This window comes from Streptomyces sp. NPDC097617 (assembly GCF_044761485.1).
Classification (GTDB): Bacteria; Actinomycetota; Actinomycetes; order Streptomycetales; family Streptomycetaceae; genus Streptomyces.
This window is the reverse complement of sequence record NZ_JBIWCL010000017.1, coordinates 128005-144459: the sequence shown is the minus strand read 5'-3', so window position 1 is coordinate 144459 and position 16455 is coordinate 128005. Positions and strand designations below refer to the sequence as shown.

At 73.8% G+C, this 16455-nt stretch carries 14 protein-coding genes and 1 tRNA gene; 8 read left to right on the top strand and 7 right to left on the bottom strand.

Going from position 1 to position 16455, the window contains the following annotated elements:
* Positions 1–282: 282 nt before the first annotated feature.
* From ACIQZO_RS25475 to ACIQZO_RS25465, 3 genes are all read left to right on the top strand, one after another.
* A complete protein-coding gene (locus ACIQZO_RS25475; RefSeq protein WP_403630094.1) occupies positions 283–1176 on the top strand; it encodes a LysR substrate-binding domain-containing protein in 894 nt (297 codons plus the stop codon).
* Between the two features lie 82 nt (positions 1177–1258).
* Positions 1259–2551, top strand: coding sequence for a putative Ig domain-containing protein (locus ACIQZO_RS25470; protein WP_403630091.1), 1293 nt, complete (start codon positions 1259–1261; stop codon positions 2549–2551).
* A gap of 85 nt (positions 2552–2636) precedes the next feature.
* Positions 2637–3914, top strand: a complete 1278-nt coding sequence (locus tag ACIQZO_RS25465) for a cytochrome P450 (protein WP_403630088.1) — start codon at positions 2637–2639, stop codon at positions 3912–3914.
* Here ACIQZO_RS25465 and ACIQZO_RS25460 read toward each other — a convergent pair.
* Entirely contained in the window at positions 3876–5465 is a 1590-nt protein-coding gene (locus ACIQZO_RS25460; protein WP_403630169.1) for a molybdopterin-dependent oxidoreductase, read from the bottom strand. The genes ACIQZO_RS25465 and ACIQZO_RS25460 overlap by 39 nt on opposite strands.
* Before the next feature lie 72 nt (positions 5466–5537).
* On the opposite strand from ACIQZO_RS25460, the gene ACIQZO_RS25455 reads away from it, so the two are divergent.
* Positions 5538–5957 (top strand): hypothetical protein, encoded by a 420-nt coding sequence (locus ACIQZO_RS25455; RefSeq protein WP_403630086.1) that lies wholly within the window; start codon positions 5538–5540, stop codon positions 5955–5957.
* A gap of 47 nt (positions 5958–6004) precedes the next feature.
* On the opposite strand, the gene ACIQZO_RS25450 is transcribed toward ACIQZO_RS25455, so the two are convergent.
* Together ACIQZO_RS25450 and ACIQZO_RS25445 are read right to left on the bottom strand one after the other, a co-directional pair.
* Positions 6005–8038: an alpha-N-acetylglucosaminidase gene (locus ACIQZO_RS25450; protein WP_403630083.1), complete on the bottom strand. Its 2034-nt coding sequence runs from the start codon at positions 8036–8038 to the stop codon at positions 6005–6007.
* A 315-nt stretch (positions 8039–8353) separates the two neighbouring features.
* Positions 8354–10036: a ricin-type beta-trefoil lectin domain protein gene (locus ACIQZO_RS25445; RefSeq protein WP_403630081.1), complete on the bottom strand. Its 1683-nt coding sequence runs from the start codon at positions 10034–10036 to the stop codon at positions 8354–8356.
* 156 nt (positions 10037–10192) lie between these two features.
* Between ACIQZO_RS25445 and ACIQZO_RS25440 the strand changes: the two genes are divergently transcribed.
* Together ACIQZO_RS25440 and ACIQZO_RS25435 are read left to right on the top strand one after the other, a co-directional pair.
* Positions 10193–10915 (top strand): TetR/AcrR family transcriptional regulator, encoded by a 723-nt coding sequence (locus ACIQZO_RS25440; protein ID WP_403630079.1) that lies wholly within the window; start codon positions 10193–10195, stop codon positions 10913–10915.
* Between the two features lie 14 nt (positions 10916–10929).
* The gene (locus ACIQZO_RS25435; RefSeq protein WP_403630076.1) at positions 10930–11877 is read left to right on the top strand and encodes a serine/threonine dehydratase; all 948 of its coding nucleotides are present in this window, start codon (positions 10930–10932) and stop codon (positions 11875–11877) included.
* 47 nt (positions 11878–11924) lie between these two features.
* Here the strand turns inward: ACIQZO_RS25435 and ACIQZO_RS25430 are convergent, their stop codons facing one another.
* Complete coding sequence (locus ACIQZO_RS25430; RefSeq protein WP_403630073.1) at positions 11925–12392, bottom strand: universal stress protein; 468 nt, start codon at positions 12390–12392, stop codon at positions 11925–11927.
* Positions 12393–12581: 189 nt separating this feature from the next.
* Between ACIQZO_RS25430 and ACIQZO_RS25425 the strand changes: the two genes are divergently transcribed.
* Positions 12582–12947: a hypothetical protein gene (locus ACIQZO_RS25425; protein WP_403630071.1), complete on the top strand. Its 366-nt coding sequence runs from the start codon at positions 12582–12584 to the stop codon at positions 12945–12947.
* 198 nt (positions 12948–13145) lie between these two features.
* Here the strand turns inward: ACIQZO_RS25425 and ACIQZO_RS25420 are convergent, their stop codons facing one another.
* Positions 13146–13436: a hypothetical protein gene (locus tag ACIQZO_RS25420; RefSeq protein ID WP_403630068.1), complete on the bottom strand. Its 291-nt coding sequence runs from the start codon at positions 13434–13436 to the stop codon at positions 13146–13148.
* A gap of 222 nt (positions 13437–13658) precedes the next feature.
* Between ACIQZO_RS25420 and ACIQZO_RS25415 the strand changes: the two genes are divergently transcribed.
* A complete protein-coding gene (locus tag ACIQZO_RS25415; protein ID WP_403630065.1) occupies positions 13659–14405 on the top strand; it encodes a hypothetical protein in 747 nt (248 codons plus the stop codon).
* On the opposite strand, the gene ACIQZO_RS25410 is transcribed toward ACIQZO_RS25415, so the two are convergent.
* Complete coding sequence (locus tag ACIQZO_RS25410; RefSeq protein ID WP_403630062.1) at positions 14406–16205, bottom strand: hypothetical protein; 1800 nt, start codon at positions 16203–16205, stop codon at positions 14406–14408.
* Positions 16205–16280: transfer RNA gene (locus tag ACIQZO_RS25405), tRNA-Cys, on the bottom strand. Before ACIQZO_RS25405 ends, ACIQZO_RS25410 begins: the two co-directional genes overlap by 1 nt.
* Positions 16281–16455 lie beyond the last annotated feature (175 nt).

Here is a 16455-nt window from a genome sequence, read left to right as displayed (position 1 = left end):
ACAGCCATGCGGAATACGATGCTTCGCACCCGCGACGTACACGTGCCACCCCAGATCCCGCCCGGGCGGACCCGCGAATCCCCCCGTCCGAGCCGGTGGCCTGCGGTGTTCTCCACCGGGCCGGGCCGACCCCGCGGCGGCCGCCCCCGGCGGCGCTCCCCCGCGGGCATGCCGCACCGGCATGCCCGCTGGCCGACCGGGCATGCCCGTCACCCGGGACTCGGTCAGTTGTTCATCCGACGAGCCCTTACAGGTGCAGCCTCACGCGGTTACCGTCCGGTCATGACCCCCACCCTCGCGCAGCTCCGCTATCTCGTCGCCGTCGCCGACTGCCGGTCCATCACAGGAGCCGCGGCCTCGGTCTTCGTCGCCCAGTCCGCGCTGTCCAGGGCGGTTCAGGCCATGGAACGAGACCTCGGCGTCGAACTCCTGGCCCGCCGGGGAAGGGGGGTGGACCTCACGCCGGAGGGGGCCCGGGTCGTCCGGCTGGCCCGTACCGTGCTCAACGCGGTGGAGGCCATCGACGACATCGGGACCCCGCACGGCGGGGACACCCGGGCCGTCCTGACCCTCGCCACCACGCCCACCCTGGCCCTGGACCTGGCCACCGACCTGATCGCGGCCTTCACCGGACGGCACCCGACGGTCGACGTCCGGCTCCAGCAGCACGGCAGCAGGGAGGCGCTCGTGGAGGAGGTGAACAAGGGGCGCTCGGAGCTGGCCCTGGTGGACCTGCCCGTGGACAAGGAGCTCTCCACCCACTTCATCCAGGAGCGCGAGGTGGTGCTGATCTCGCCCCTCGGGTCCCGGCTGCCCCACCCGATGCCCCTGCGCATGCTCGACGGGCTGCCGATGGTGCTGCCCACCCCGGGGACCGGGCGGCGTACCGAGATGGAGGCCATGTTCAGCTGCCTCGGGGTGCGGCCGGTCCCCACCCTGGAGGTCGACGAACGCCTCGCCTGGGTGACGGGCGTGACGGACGGCCGCGGCTCCCTGATCTGGTACCGGGACGTGGTGTTGAGGGCCTTCGGGCCCCGGGCCGAGATCCGCTCCTTCACACCTCCGCTGCTGCGCCCGGTGGGCATCGCCCATGCCCGGCGGCCGCTCAGCCGGGCGGGCCGCGCGTTCATCGCGCAGGCCGGGCACAAGGCGCCGGTCCGGGAGCCGGTGCGCTGACCGGACATGCCCGTACGGCATTGAACGATGCTCGAACGGGTGGTGACCTGGACTGGCACACCGACTGATGTCCCCTCACATTGTGGGCAGGTCCCGACTCCTGACACCCCTGACCAGCCTGACATCGCCACGGGCGGCCGCCCTCGCGACCGCGACCCTCGCGACGATCCTGTCCGCACTCGCCTGGACCGCCGGCGCCACCGCCTCCGCCGTGCCCACCGCCTCCGCCGTGCCCGGCGCCTCGACCACTGCCGCCGCTCCGTCGGCTGCCGCCGCGGCCGCAGCCCCGGGCCCGGAGAAGAAGTGCACCCTCCCCGGCGGCCTCGCCGAGTTCAGCGGCCTCGCCATGAGCCGCAAACACCCTGGTGTCTTCTACGCCGTCAATGACAGCGGCAACACCAACCAGGTCTTCGCCGTCGACTGCAACAGCGCCACCGGGCGGCTCCTGGCCACCCTCACCGTCTCGGGCGCAGGCAACACCGACTGGGAGGGCCTGGCGCTCGGCAAGGACGCGGCCGGCGGCCCGGCGATCCTCGTCGGCGACATCGGCGACAACTTCAGCGGGCGGGCGGAGATCACCGTGCACCGGTTCGCCGAGCCCGACCGGCTCGCCGACGCCACCGTCACACCCGTGACCTACCGCTTCTCCTACGCCGACGGCAGGCACGACGCCGAGTCCCTGCTCGCCGACCCCGTGACGGGCCGGCTCTTCGTCGCCAGCAAGCTCGTCGGAGCGGCCGGTCAGCTCTACCAGGCCCCCTTGCCGCCGGTGACCGGGCAGGTCAACACCCTCACCGCGGTCCGGCCCGGCCCGGTGTTCGCCACCGACGGGGCGTTCTCGCCGTCGGGTGCCTCGTACGCGCTGCGCAGCGGCGGCCCGCTGGGCGCCAACACCGCTTCCGTCTACGGCACTTCCGGGGTCAAGCTCGCGGACGTGGCCCTCCCGGCCCAGTCGCAGGGGGAGACGGTGACGTACGCCGACTGCGCGAACCTGCTCGTCGGATCGGAGAACGACCCGCAGATCTGGCGGGTTCCGCTGCCGCCGGGGGCCACCCCGGGCTGCGACACCACCCCGACACCCACACCCACCCCGACGCCGACCCCCACCCCCGGCGGCCTGAAGTTCACCGACCCCGGTCCGCAGGCGTGCAGGTTCAACCAGTCCTGCACCATCCAGCTGACCACCACCGGCGCCAAGCCCCCCGTCCGGTACGCCGTCACCGGCCTGCCCTGGGGCCTGACCCTCGACAGCTCCTCCGGACGGATCACGGGGAAGCCCTGGGGCAGCGGCGCGTTCCAGGTGACCGCCACCGCGATCGATGCCACGGGAGCCACTGCGGGCACCACCTTCCCCCTCACCCTCACCTGGTTCTGAGACGGTCCGGGAGGGGCTTGTCCAACCAGTCCCCGAGGCCGCACTGTTGACCGAGATGCGTCACCATCAGGTCAGGAGAGCCGGCTTGTCGTCCCCCACCTCACCCGTCCCGCAGGGCTCGGGCACCCCGTACGTGATCGACCCCGCAGGTGGCTGCCCGCACGCCCTCAACGCGAGGCTGCGCGCCGAGCAGGGCGCGGTGGCGGAGGTCGTGCTCCCCGGCGGGGTGCCCGGCGCGGTCGTCCTGGGGCACGACGCGCTGCGGGAGTTCCTCGCCCACCCCGACGTGGCCAAGGGTGCGCGGCACTTCCCGGCCCTGCACGACGGGACCATCCCGGCCGACTGGCCGCTGCGCGTCTTCGCCAACGCCCTGGGCATGCACACCGCGGACGGCGCCGACCACCGCCGGCTGCGCGCGCTGGTCGGCAAGGCCTTCACGGTCCGCCAGGTGGAGCGGCTGCGCCCGCGCATCGAGCGGCTCACCGCCGAACTCCTCGACGACCTCGGGCGGGCCGCGGCCGGATCCCCCGACGGGATCGCCGACCTCTACACGCACGTCGCCCTCCCGCTCCCGATGAACGTCATCTGCGAGCTGCTCGGCGTGGACCCCGAGTACCGGGGGCGGCTGCACCACCTGACCAATACGGTGGTCGTCGCCACCGACATCACCCCGGCCGAGAAGACGGCCGCGCTCCAGGAGCTCATGGCCCTGACCGCCACCATCGCGGCCGCCCGCGCCGAGAACCCCGGCGAGGACCTCACCAGCGCCCTGATCGCGGCCCGCCAGGACGACGGGGACCGGCTCACCCAGGCCGAACTCATCGGCACCATGCGGTTGATGCTCGTCGCGGGCCACGAGACGACCCTGAACCTCGTCGTCAACGCCGTCCGCGCCCTGTGCGCCCACCGCGACCAGCTCGCCCTGGTCCTGGACGCCAAGGCCACCTGGTCGGACGTGGTGGACGAGACGCTGCGCTGGGACACCCCGGTCAGCTGGTTCCCCTTCCGCTATCCCACCCGCGACCTGACCGTCGGCGGCACCGTGATCCGGCAGGGCACCCCGGTGCTCGCCGGCTACAGCGCGGCGGGCCGCGACGAGGCCTTCCACGGCCCGGACGCCGACCGCTTCGACATCACGCGGGCCACCGCCGCCCGCAGCCTGGCCTTCGGCCACGGCGCCCACTACTGCACCGGGGCCCCGCTCGCCCGACTGGAGGCCACGATCGCCCTGGAGCGGCTCTTCGCCCGCTTCCCCGACCTCGACCTCGCGGTCCCGGAGGCCGAACTCGCCCACCAGCGCAGCTTCCTCAGCAACAACGTCCGGTCACTGCCGGTCCGCCCCGGCCGGCAGGCCACCGCCTAGCGCCCGGACGCGCACGTCCACCGCGTGCCAGCCCGTCGCCCCGTCCGGCACGGTCCCGGTGCGGGCACCCGTCTGCACGGCGCCCGTGCCGTCCGTCGCGCGGACCTCCAGGGTGTGCGGCCCGGCAGTGGCCTCCCACGGCCACACCCACTGGCGCCAGGTGTCGACGCCGTCGGAGGCCCCGAGCCGGGCCTCCTGCCAGGCGGCGCCGTCCACCCGTACCTCGACCCGCTCGATCCCGCGGTGCTGGGCCCACGCCACCCCGGCGACCGCCACCGGGCCGGGTGACAGGTCGGCGTACGGGCGCGGGGTGTCGATGCGCGCCTGCGTCTTGATCTGCGCCTGCTGGGCCCAGGACCGGCGCACCCAGTAGGCGTCGTAGGCGGCGAAGGTGGTCAGCCGCAGCTCGGTGAGCCACTTGCAGGCGGAGACGTACCCGTAGAGGCCGGGAACGACCATCCGTACGGGGAAGCCGTGGGCGAACGGCAGCGGCCGGCCGTTCATGCCGACGGCCAGCAGCGCCGCCCGGCCGTCCATGACGGCCTCCACCGGTGTCCCGATGGTCATGCCGTCGACCGAACGCGCCACCAGCTGGTCGGCCGGACCGCCCTGGGAGGGCGGCCGCACCCCGGCCTCGCGGAGCAGGTCCCCGAGGCGCACGCCGAGCCAGCGGGCATTGCCCGCGTACGGGCCGCCGACCTCGTTGGACACGCAGGTGAGGGTGATGTCGTGCTCGACCACCGGGCGGGCGAGGAGCTCCCGCAGGTCGAGGGTCAGGGGCCGGGCCACTCCCTCCCCGTGGATGCGCAGCTGCCAGGTGTCCGCGTCCACGCGCGGGACGACCAGCGCGGTGTCCACCCGGTAGAAGTCCTGGTTCGGGGTGAGGAAGGGGCCGAGTCCGGGTACCCGCAGGTCCGCCCCGGCGGGCTCCGGCGGCGCGGGCACCGTGGGCCGGGGGAGGAGGAAGCGGGCGCGGGAGGCGGTGGCATCGGCCGAACCGTGCGCGCCCAGGCGCCGCGCCCCGAGCCCGACCCCGGCCGACGCCGCCAGGACGGCGACCACCAGCCGGCCGAAACCGCGCCGGTCCATCGAACCGGACCCGCTCGGCGCCCCGCCCGATGCGCCGCCGGCCGGACGGGTCCGCTTCCCGGCCGTGACCAGCAGGTACAGGACCCCGGCCGAGACCAGCGCGCCCACCAGCGAGGGCAGCGCATCCCGCCAGGAAGCCTCCGGCCGGCTGAGCGCGGCCAGTGCCCCCACCAGCCCGAAAGCGCCCGTGACGGCGATGGCGGCGGAGAGGTGGCGTACGGCGAGCAGCCCGGTGCCGACGGCCACCACGGCCAGGACGACGAGGATGCCGAGGCCCAGCACCAGCTTGTCGGAGGTGCCGAACAGCCGGATGGCCCATTCCCGGACGGCGACCGGCGTCAGGTCGACGACGGCCCCGCCGACGGCCGTGACCGGTGCGGCCTCGGGCCGGTCGGCCGCCGCGGCGAGCTGCGCGGTCGCCAGACCGGCCACGGCCGCGACGATCCCGCTGACGGCGCCCATCGTGCGCCGCGGCCGCACGGAACGGCTGGGGTCTGCCTCCACACGGCCAGTGTGCCGCGCTCGGGCGGGTCCGTGTCGCCGCCGTGCCGCCGTGTTGCCGCGGGGGCCCTCCTCCTCGGACGGTTCCTGCGGTCCCGCGCCCCGGCCCGACCGGTCGCCGCCGACGCACTGCTGCCTGCCACCGCGCTGGGCGCGATCCCCGGGTGTCACCTGCCCGGCACGCTGAGCATCGAGCTGTACGTCGCCCTGCTCGCCGTGTCGTCGGTCCTCCACGCCTGGGGCCGGACCGGCGTCCACTCCCTGCTGACCGGAACGCTGGCCGCGAGCTCCGCGGTCCGTGTGCTCGCGGTACCGCTCGGTACCGCGCTGGGCGGGCCGCTGGTGGCCGGGCTCGGAGCTCGGGAGCCCCTGCTGGTCTCGGCCGCCGGGGTTGCCGTCCTCGGTCCGGCGGCCGCCGGGGTCGCACGGGCGGGGCGCAAGCGAAGGCGATGACCCGTCCCACGGGCCGGCCCTGAGGTCGGGCCGGCCCGTGGTGCGCGTCAGCGGGCGGCGGCCGCAGGCAGAGCCGCCGCGATCGCGGCGGCCAGCCGGTACGGGTCACCGCTCGGCCGGTTCGGATGCCGGGTGGTGCGCCCCGCCCACTCCGCCTCGAAGGCGTGCCAGTCGATCTCCCGCGGCGCCGTCCCGCGGACCAGCGCCTCGTCCAGCGAAGCGAAGTAGCGCTTCCACCGCGGGGCGTACAACTCCGAGATCAGGCCGCTCCATTCGCGATTCGCGTAGTCGTGCAGGAAACCGCCCTCACTGGTGCTGCGGCGGCCCCACACGCTCAGGAGCGAGCGGGCGTCGTACTCGTACCGGTCCTGCTCGGCCCGGTCGGCGCCCCAGGAGCGGGCCCCGGAGAGCCAGCCGCCGAGGAGGAAGGCCGGGTCGGAACCGGTCACCGCGTCCAACTTCTTCTCGCCGTCCTGCCATTCGGCCGCCAGGGCGCGGAAGCGGGTCAGGTCCTTGGCCTCGTAGGCCGCCTTGATCTTCGGCAGCAGCACCCGCGAGTGGTTGGCGAGGGCCTGCCGGGCGGTGTCCACCAGGTCGAAGCGGTAGGCACTGGAGCCGCGCAGCGCCGGATCCACCTTCAGCAGGTGGTCCAGGGCCCTGCGCACCGAACCGGACGGGTAGCGCATGGACTTGGGGCTCCAGTACGCCGCCCCGGCCGCGGTCAGGCTCGGCCGGGCGGTGAACAGGCTGTCCTGCGACTCCGACCACAGGCCCGAGGAGGTGCTGTACGGCCCCTTGCGGAGCTCCTCCCAGGCCGCGGCCGCTTCGGCGTCGGGCCGGCCGTAGCGGCGGGCCGCGAAGTCGGCGAACCACGCGCGCTGGTCGATCGGACCGGGCTCCCAGGCCAGATCGGTGAAGAGGTCGAAGGCGGCCGGGTTGGTCCCGGTGGCCTCCGGCAGGTAGGCGATCCCGGCGAGCGCGCTGTTCGCCTTGTCCCGCCAGGGGCCGAAGCGCTCGATCCACACGGAGCTGTTCGCGCCGACCGTGGTGTGCCCGCCGAAGTTGTAGATGGTGCCCATCGCATACGGGGCCCCGCCCCAGCGGGCCTCGCGATCAAGCCGGTTGTACCGGTCGGAGAGCCCGTCCAGGATCAGCAGCTTCGAGGTGTCCACCCCGGCCAGCAGCTCGGCGGTCGGGTCGTCCTGCCAGCCGAGCACCGCCCACAGCGCTCCGGGGTGCGCCGCGTGCAGCGCGCCCTGGATGGCGCCCGCTGCGGCGCCGACATCGACGGAGCCGGTCTGTCCGCCCTCGTGCAGCGGGCTCATCCGGTACATCGTGCTGTCCCCGAACACCTCGCGCTGCTCGGCGTAGTAGGCGGCGGCCAGCTTCCCGAACACGGGCGAGGTGGGGTCGAGCCAGTCCGGGCGGTCGAAGCCCGCCCAGTCGCCCTGCGCCACCGTGGCCGCCCCGGGGTTGCGCGCGGCGAACCCGGGCGGCACCGTGCCGAAGTAGCCGGGCAGCACCGGGGTCATCCCGAGCCCGCGCAGCTGCTCGGCGATCCGCCCGCCCAGCTCGGCGCGCTCGCGCATCAGCCGTTCGGACACCGGGCCGCCGAAACCGCTGAGGTTCTGCAGCAGCCACCAGCTCTGGTGGCCGGGGCCGGGGATCCACTGCCGCATCTCCTCGGCGGAGTAGCCGAACCCCTGGAGCGCGCGGTAGTACGGGTACTCGGCGCCCACCTGCACGAACACCTCGTTGATGCCGTGCAGGGCCATCAGGTCGATCTGCCGCCGGTGCTCCTCGAAGGAGCGGTACGGGCCGGAGTAACCGTCGTCGGTGTCGTTCAGCGCGTACCGGTGCGGCACCTGCGCGCCGCGTGTGACCGGGGCGGGGACCGCCGGCAGCCGGGCGGGCAGCATGCCGAGGCTCTCACCGGGCCAGCCGATGTCGACCCCGGCGACGTGCTGGAGGTACCAGCCGGCCCCGGTGAGCAGGGTGGCTCCGGTGCTGCCGCGCACCGTGATCGCGCCGGCGGTCCCGGAGACCGTGAAGGTGTCGGCGGCGGCGGTGGTATCGGGCACCAGGGTGAACTGCCCCCAGTGGTGAGGGAGGAGGCGCTCCAGGGCCGCGCGCGCGGGCGCGGGGTCGAAGGTGCGCGCCCGGCTCGGGCCCCGGGGCGCACCGGCGGGCGCGAGGGCCCGTACGGCGGGGCGCGCGTCCGTAGTTACGTCGGCACGTGCGGGCGACCCCGGGCCCGGGGCAGTGGCCCCGGGCGCGGGCCCCGCGCAGATCAGCGCCAGCAGCGCCGCGGGAAGGGCGGCGAGGGCGAGCGGGCGCGGCGTGATCGGCCTGCGCCCGCCGCGTGGCATCGGGTTCCTCATGCGTCGGCCCGGGCGTCAGACCGGCAGGGCCCAGGCCTGGTCGACCCGGTGGTCGCCGCAGTCGGTCAGGCGCAGCCGCTCGGCCGGGGCGCCGGCCGCGGGGGCTGTCAGGCACATTCCACCGACCTCCTCCACGAGGGCCCCGTCACGGCGGTGCGACCAGCTCTGGCCGGGCTGGTCCTCCGGGCGCATCGCGCAGTCGGCCAGCTCCACGACGCGGTCCTCGCCGACCGACAGGCACTCGCCGGCCAGCCGCAGCCGCGCGTCCTTGCCCACGGTCCAGCGCTGGTCAGGGGCTCCGGTGCAGGCGGCCATCACCACGGCGCCGACGCCGGTGGTGCTGGCGCCGTCGGCGCAGCGGGCGCCCTCACCGACGATCTGCCCGGTCGCCGTGGCCTCGGCGCAGCCGCGCGGGGTGAGCCGCCAGACGCCGGTGTCGTGCCCGGCCACCTTCCCGGTCAGCGTTCCGGAGATTTCGCGGCGGTTTCCGCTCCACAGGTCCCGAGCGTCGGCGCCGACGGTGCAGTCGGTCAGGCCGATCTCGTCGAGCGGCACATTGATGTCCCGGGTGGCGGCGGAGCGGTTGAGTACGGCCACCGCGCGGTCGCCGTTCGCGAGCGGCCGCACCAGGATCTCGAAGGTGGCGTTGGAGGAGACCACGGCGCCCTGACGGCCCATCGGGTCCTGGTCCAGCTGGATCATCCGGGTGTTGCCGAGCGCGGAGAGGCCCGCGGGGGTCAGCTTCGACACGTCGGAGGACAGGATGAACGGGGAGGCCATCATCGCCCACAGGGCGACCTGGCTGCGGCTCTCGGCGGCGGTGAGCCCGGGGGCGCCCGCGATCAGGAAGTCGGGGTCGTTCCAGTTGCCGGGGCCCGCGTAGCGGCCGAGCCAGCGGTTGTAGCCGTAGTTGCCCATGACCGCGCTCCACCGCGAGGTGGCGGGTGCGGCCGGGTTGTAGACCTTGATGTCCTTGCCCTCGCGCCACAGTTGGCCGGTCTCGCCGACCCAGCCGAGGACCTTGTGCCAGTCGGAGCCGCCCCACTCACCCTGCTGGAAGTAGGCGGGCGCGGAGGCCGACAGGACCATGTCCCGGCCGCTCTCCCGCAGGGCCTTCGCGACGCCGTTGTAGGCGTCGCGGTAGGCCTGCTCCTTCGTCGCACCCTGCGGGACCCACAGATTGCAGCCGTCCATCTTGACGTAGTCCACCTTCCAGGAGGCGAACTGCCGTGCGTCCTGGGCGTAGTGGTCCTCGCCGCCGCCCTGGGGGGCGCCGCTTCCCGGGTACTTCTCGCAGGTGAGGTAGCCCGCGTCCTGGTAGATGCCGAACTTCAGCCCCTTGGCGTGCAGATACTCGCCGAGCCAGGCCATGCCGTGCGGGAACTTCTCCGCGTCGACGACCAGAGCGCCCTGCGCGTCGCGGTTCTTGGTCATCCAGCAGTCGTCGACGGTCACCGTGTCGTAGCCCTTGGAGGCGAGCCCGGTGGACACGAGCGCGTCGGCGTTGGCGACCACCTTGGCCTCGTCGATGTCGCACATGTAGTGCGCCCAGTTGTTCCAGCCCATGGGAGGGGTGAGCGCGAGCGGGGTGTCCGAGGTCGCCCGGGGCTCGGCCGCCACCGGGGCGGGGGAGAGCGCGAGGGCGAACAGGGCGGCCGCGGTCAGGCAGGGGAGCGTCGCACGCAGGCGAGGCGGCACGGAGTCTCCTTGACGTGGGGGCAGTCGTGCGCCAAGTGCAGCGATGTGATTACCGAGTGTCAACACAAGTCGCTGGTTATCGGCTGATGACCAGCAATATGGCTGCAATCGATGTCACACGAAAGTGTAGATACAGCGTATGTTACGGTGTATCTCATGCCGCGAAGATCAGCTGCCCTGGACCGTGCGACCCCCGAGGCCATCGCCGTCGCCGCCCTGCGCATCCTCGACGAACAGGGTCCCGGACAGCTGAGCTTCCGCAGCCTCGCCGAGCGGCTCGACGTCTCGCACGCGACCGTCCAGCGCCGCTGCACCGACCTCGCGGGGCTGCTCGACCTGTGCACCGAGCACCTCGCCGCGCAGCTTCCCGAGATCCCCGCCGGTACCGACTGGGCGCGGGCCACCGAAGAGCGGTTCCGCGCCCTGTACCAGCTGCTCACCGCCCACCCCGGACTGCTGGTGCTGCGCGGCGGCCGGCCCTGGCTCGGACGGCAGTTGCTCGCCCGGCTCGTCGAGCCCGCCCTCGCCGACAGCGTGGCCGCGGGGATGACCGCCGGCGAGGCGATGACCGTCTACCGCCGGATGTACCTGCTCACCCTGGGCAGCGCGGCCTTCGTGGACCACCGGGATCCGGCCGGGGCCACCGCCGCCTCGCGGGCGGCCCTGGCCGCGCTGGATCCCGAGGAGTTCCCCGTACTCTCCGGCGGCCTGCCCGACGTGCTGCCCGCCCTGACCGACCGCGAGGTGTACTACGGCGCCCTGCGCCAGCTGATCGAGGCCGCGCTGTCCGACCTGCGCGAACGGCCCGACCGGCCCGACCGGCCCGACCGGCCCGAACACCCCGTGCGTACCGACCCGCCCGCCCGGCCCACCACCTGATGGGGAGACAGCCCATGCACGCAGCACCGGCCCAGCAGCTCGACTACGCCGCCGTCCGCGCCGCGGCCGCCCGGATCGCGGGCGGGGTGCGGCCCGTCACGGTGGCGCCCGCGGCCGAAGGCGTCTGGTACGCGCTGGAACACCTCCAGTACACCGGCACCTTCAAGGCGCGCGGCGCCCGCAACTTCCTCGCCGCCCACCACGAGGCCGGCGCGCTCCCGGCCGCCGGTGTCACCATCGCCTCCGGCGGCAACGCCGGGCTGGCCTGCGCCTGGGCAGCCCGCGCGCTGTCGGTCCCCGCGACCGTCTTCGTACCCGCCAACGCCCCGCGCGTGAAGGTGGAGCGGCTGCGCGGGTACGGGGCCGAGGTGCGGCTCGTCGGCGACCGGTACGCCGAGGCGCTCGCCGCCTGCGAGGAGTTCGCCGCCGGCAGCGGGGCCCTGAGCAGCCATGCCTACGACCACCCGCTCATCGCGGCGGGGGCCGGGACCCTGCTCGACGAGATCCGGGCCGCCCTGCCGGGACTGGACACGGTCATCGTCGCGGTCGGCGGCGGCGGACTGTTCGCCGGGGTCGCCACCGCGGCGCGCGAGCACGGCGTACGGGTGGTCGCGGTCGAGCCAGAGAACAGCCGGGCCCTGAACGCGGCTCTGACGGCCGGCCGGGTGGTGGACGTACCGGTGGACTCGGTCGCCGCCGACTCCCTCGGGGCCACCCGGGTCTCGGTGGACGCCCTGGCCGCCGCGCAGGAGAAGAACGTGACCTCGGTCCTCGTGTCCGACGCGGAGATCACGGCCGCACGGCACGCGCTCTGGGAGGACCACCGGATCGTGGTCGAGGCGGGCGCGGCCACCGCCCTGGCGGCGCTGCGCGGTGCGCCGGAGCCGTTGGGCGGCCGGGTCGCCGTCATCCTCTGCGGGGCCAACACGGACCCCCGGGACCTGGTGGCCCCCGGGTCCTGAACCCGCCCGTCCCGTCCGTCCCCGCTGCCTGTCCTGCTGTCCGACCGTCAGTCGTCGTCCTGGCCCTCGCGGACGACGACGACCGTGCCGGCGGAGTACTGCACCACCTGCTGGCTCACCGAGCCCAGCAGCGCGCCCTTGAAACCCCCGTAGCCACGGGTGCCGACCACCGTCAGGTCCGCCTCCTTGGAGGCGTCGACCAGGACCTGCGCGGGGGACCCCTGTTCGACGCGCCGGAACACCGGCACGCCCGGCGAGGTGCCGACGGCCGCGGCGACCGTGTCCGCGAGCTTCCGCCGGGCGGCCTCCTCGGCCGTCACCGCCTCGGCGTCGGAGGTCTCGGCGGCCGTCGGGCCGATCGCGAACGGATTGCGGTTCCACTCCCAGGCCATGACGGCGTGCACCCGGCCGCCCGTCAGCGCGGCCTGCGCGACCGCCCAGCGCAGAGCCTCCTTGGAATGGTTGGACCCGTCCACGCCGACGACGATCAGCGGCTCGATGGTGCGCTCACTCACGATGCTTCCTCTCGCTTCGCCCCAATAGTCGATCTCCTCCTTGTATACACGGGGCAGGGGGTCCGACCTCGAACGACGATCGTTGCGACGGCCGACGACTTTCGAGGACAGCCCGCGGCCCCCGTCCCTTGCCAGGGTGTGAGTGTCCGGGCGACCGACGCCGGACGCGAACGACTTGGAGGAACGGGTGTGGCTCAGCGCAAGGGTTGTCTGATCGGGTGCGGGGTGGCGCTGGTGCTGGGCGTGGGCCTCCTCGTGGCCTTGGTCTTCGGCGTGGGCAAGTTCCTCGACATGGCCGACAACACCCTGGTCGATCCCGCGGTCTACGAGGCCGTGAAGACCGGTGACGCCGAGAGCGAGGTCCGCGGCAGACTCCCCTCGGGGGAGAGCTTCGTCAAGAGCGCCCTCAAGGACGGCGGGCCGGCCGAGCCCGAGGGCAGCACCTGCGCCTGGTACCTGTCCAGCGGCGCGACGAAGAACGGCGACGAGACCGTGCTCCGCTTCTGCTTCAAGGACGGCAGGCTCGCGGAGAAGGTCCAGTACCCCATGAAGTAATGGGGTGTTCGTCGGCGCCGGCCCGGCGGAGGCGGGCAGCAGCTCCGCGTGCCGCACCAGCAGGCGGCCCGGGCCCGGTTCAGGAACAGGCCGCGCGCGAAGAAGTGCACCGATGGCCGTCCCCGGCCCCGCCAGGATCAACTGCTCCCACCACCACGTCGTCCCCGGCGGCTGTTCGGCGGCCGGGTCCGGTAACTCCTACTTTCCCTTGAGGAGTTGGTCGACGCGGGGGACGGACAGGCCGATCAGGCCCGACACCTCCTTGAGGGTGCGGCCCTGCCGCAACTCGCCCACCGCGGCTGTCCGTACGTCCTTGACCGCCTTGGCCACCTCGGGCAGCAGCTGGTCGGTGAACAGCCGCGCGGCCCGTTCCCGGGCGACCGCGTCCTCGACGTCGGCGAGGCGCGCACGCACGGCGCTCATGTACGCGGCGGTCAAGGTGCGCAGGTCATCGGGTGCCTGGGGTTCGCGAGGGCTGGTGTCGGTCATGGGGTCAGCGTACGCAGTCGTGGTAGGAATTTAAGATGACCTTTCCTGTCAATGCGTGTCACGCCATGGGGGAGGAGGGTGAAGTGGGCTTCCACAACGCGGAGTTCGGTGTCCAGTGCAGTGTGTCGTGGTCCAAGTCCAGTCATCCGTGACGTCGTTGTACGTAGGGCGGGTCGGCCACCGGCCGTCCGGCCGCAGCCGGCACACACCGGGAGCTCCCGCATGATCCTCGAACTCGCCGTGATCTACACGACCCGGCTCGACGCCTGCCGCGACTTCTACCGCGGCATCGGCCTCGACCTCGTCACCGAGCGGCACGGCAACAGCCCGGAGCACTACGCGGCGACGCTCGACGACGGTGGCGTCCTGGAGCTCTGCCCGGCCGCGGGCCGCCCGGAGACCGGGTACCTGCGCCTCGGCCTCACGGCCCGGCCGAACGGCGCGGGGTTCCTGCCGTCGGGCCGGCACACGCTGACCGACCCCGACGGCCGCACCGTCGTCCTCACCGTCGCGGACACCCCCTCGGGCCGGACCCCGTCGGCCGCCCCCGCTGCCCGGGGCCCCGTACCACCCGAGGGCCGCACGGGCGTCACGTACACCGAGATAGCCGAGCACTACGGCATGAGCGCCCGCTACCTGTCGGAGAACCCCCGGTGGGGCCGGCACCCCGGGTGGCCGCCGCCCATCGGCAAGCGCGGCAGGACCATGGAGTTCGACGCGCAGGCCATCGCCCGCTTCTTCGGCGAGCACCACACCCGCGAGGCCACCCCGCTCGACCCGTCCCGCCGCTACACCGTCGTGGAGATCGCCGAGGCGTCCGGACTCCAGCCCGACAGCATCCGGTCCGACATCAGCCGCGGCCGGTGGCCGGCCCCCGACGAGAGGGACGGCGACCGGAAACTGTGGCGGGGCGACACCGTCACCGCGCACCTGGCCGGCCGCCGCATCTACCGGAACAAGCCCAAGTAGCTACGAGGCCGCAGGCACGGCCGCAGCCGCCAGGCGGAGATCGGCGAGCAGCAGGGCGATCCGCGCGGCGGTGCGCACCGGGAGCCGCGCGGCCCGTGCGTCGATCCAGGCGAGTACCGAGCCCTGCTCGTCGGCGTCGCACAGCGCGAGGTGGAACAGCAGCTGACGCCAGGCCCCCGCGGTGGTCCTCGGGGTGGCCCCCCGGCCGGTCGCCGCGGCGAACGCGCCCCGGGCCGGGCCGCCCCAGCCGCCCTGCGGGTCGACGCCCACCTGTGTGACCAGGGTGGCGAGGTTGGACGTGGTGAGGGTCCGGACCTGTTCGATGACCGAAGGATCGGTGGCCGGGGAAGCGCCGGGGCGCCCGGCACGCTCGGCGCACAGCCGCGCGAAGCCGTACCGGTTGCCGGCGTCCGCCAGGTCCCGTACCGCCGCGAAGTCGATGCCGTAGTAGTGCTCGTACACGGTGCCGCGGAGCAGTTCGGCGGCGCTCCGCGCGGCCACGAGGACCTCCGGGAAGACCATGCCGCTGTAGGTGTCGGCGGACGGCTCAAGGGCGAACCGCACGGCCGACCCGGCCGACCGGGCGAGCCAGGACATCTCCAGTGCGAGCCGGTTGGGCAGCCCGGTGCCCGGGAAGGTACGGACACAGGCCTCGCCGAGCATCCGCAGGGTGGACCGTACCTCCTCCGCCGGATCAGAGGCCCAGGGGGCGAGCGCGCGCACCCAGGGCAGCTCGGCGACCTCCCGCCGGTGGTGCCGCCGGGTCCGGCAGGTCGCCGCGATCAGCCTGCGCAGCGCCTCGTCCGTGTGCCCCCGGGCGGCATGTGTGTCGACGAGTCGGGCCGCCACCTCGCCCAGTACCTCCGCGGAGGGGATCGCCCCCTGCTCCAGCAGCGTGGCCAGGGGCGCGCTGCGCGCCTCGGTGACCGCTGCCCGGACCGAGGCCGGTACGGCGGTCCCGGCGGGCAGTCCGGACTCCGCGGCCTCCTCGTCGGTCACCGGGACGAGCAGCGCTTCGACGTCGGTCAGCCCGCGGCTCACGTCGTACGGAGCCAGCCGGAGCCGTACCAGGTCGGCCAGGTCATGGTGCGCGGGCCGGTCTGCCTGCCGGGCCAGGTACCGGAGCAGCCGGGTGTGTTCGGCGGAGCCGGGCCGGCCGGGTCCGGCGACCATCGAGGTGACGGCGTGGCGCAGTTGCCCGGCGAGGCGGGGCGAGGATCCGCCGCCGGCGACCGTCTCCGTCAGGGCGCGGAGCAGGACGGCCGGGTTGGACTTGGGGTCGAGGTGCCCGGTGCAGCGGGTGTGCGTGGCCGCGAGGTGACGGTAGCGCGCGAGCAGGGCGGCGCCCCGCGCGGGGTCGGCGGAGCCGGGGTCCGCCCCGGCGCGCAGCCAGTGGTCGAGTAACTCGTCCTCGAACGGCCGCCATACGGTGAGTGCCTCGTGCTGGGTCTCGACGCGGGGGCGCGGCGCGCGGCGCGCGAGCGCCTGGGAGACCTCACCGACGGTACGTACGTGCACGGCGTCAGCGTCGGGAACGGGCCGGTCCGTGGAATACGGCGCGAACCGCACGCCTTCCGCCGCCAAGGGCCTGAGCTCCGCGACGAGTTCGGCCGCGGCCCGGCTCTTCCCGGCGCGCACCAGCCACGCGACGCAGAGCAGCGCCGCCTCCTCCGGCGCGCGCAGCTCGTAGCACCCGCTGTCGAGCAGTGACCACAGCCGGGCGAGGCCCTCGTCGGTGAGGCAGTGGTCGAAGAGCTCCGCGGTCGTGGGCGGCTGCTGCTGTCCGGCGTTCCTGTCCATGGCCGGCGTGGCAGGTCCTGCCCCTGCGCCCTCCGACTGTGCAGGTCGGTGCTCTGGCTGCTGAGCTGCACGCCGTTCGAGGAGAAATCTAGACGTGTGCACCTCGGCCGCACAACCCGGTTCCGACTAAAGCGCATTAGTGAAAACTCGCATGAACCGTCGATAAGAAGTCAAAGTTCGGCAGCCCAGTCGCTGCGTTATCGAATCGATACCCTCTCGTACTGCCTTTGAACTAAAGCGCATTAGTCCA

Bases quoted from the DNA above. Each gene is read 5' to 3' on its own strand.
- ACIQZO_RS25435 (WP_403630076.1), top strand. From the start codon at position 10,930: ATGCACGCAGCACCGGCCCAGCAGCTCGACTACGCCGCCGTCCGCGCC.
- ACIQZO_RS25415 (WP_403630065.1), top strand. From the start codon at position 13,659: ATGATCCTCGAACTCGCCGTGATCTACACGACCCGGCTCGACGCCTGC.
- ACIQZO_RS25460 (WP_403630169.1), bottom strand. From the start codon at position 5,465: ATGGGCGCCGTCAGCGGGATCGTCGCGGCCGTGGCCGGTCTGGCGACC.
- ACIQZO_RS25420 (WP_403630068.1), bottom strand. From the start codon at position 13,436: ATGACCGACACCAGCCCTCGCGAACCCCAGGCACCCGATGACCTGCGC.
- ACIQZO_RS25410 (WP_403630062.1), bottom strand. From the start codon at position 16,205: ATGGACAGGAACGCCGGACAGCAGCAGCCGCCCACGACCGCGGAGCTC.
- ACIQZO_RS25475 (WP_403630094.1), top strand. From the start codon at position 283: ATGACCCCCACCCTCGCGCAGCTCCGCTATCTCGTCGCCGTCGCCGAC.
- ACIQZO_RS25440 (WP_403630079.1), top strand. From the start codon at position 10,193: ATGCCGCGAAGATCAGCTGCCCTGGACCGTGCGACCCCCGAGGCCATC.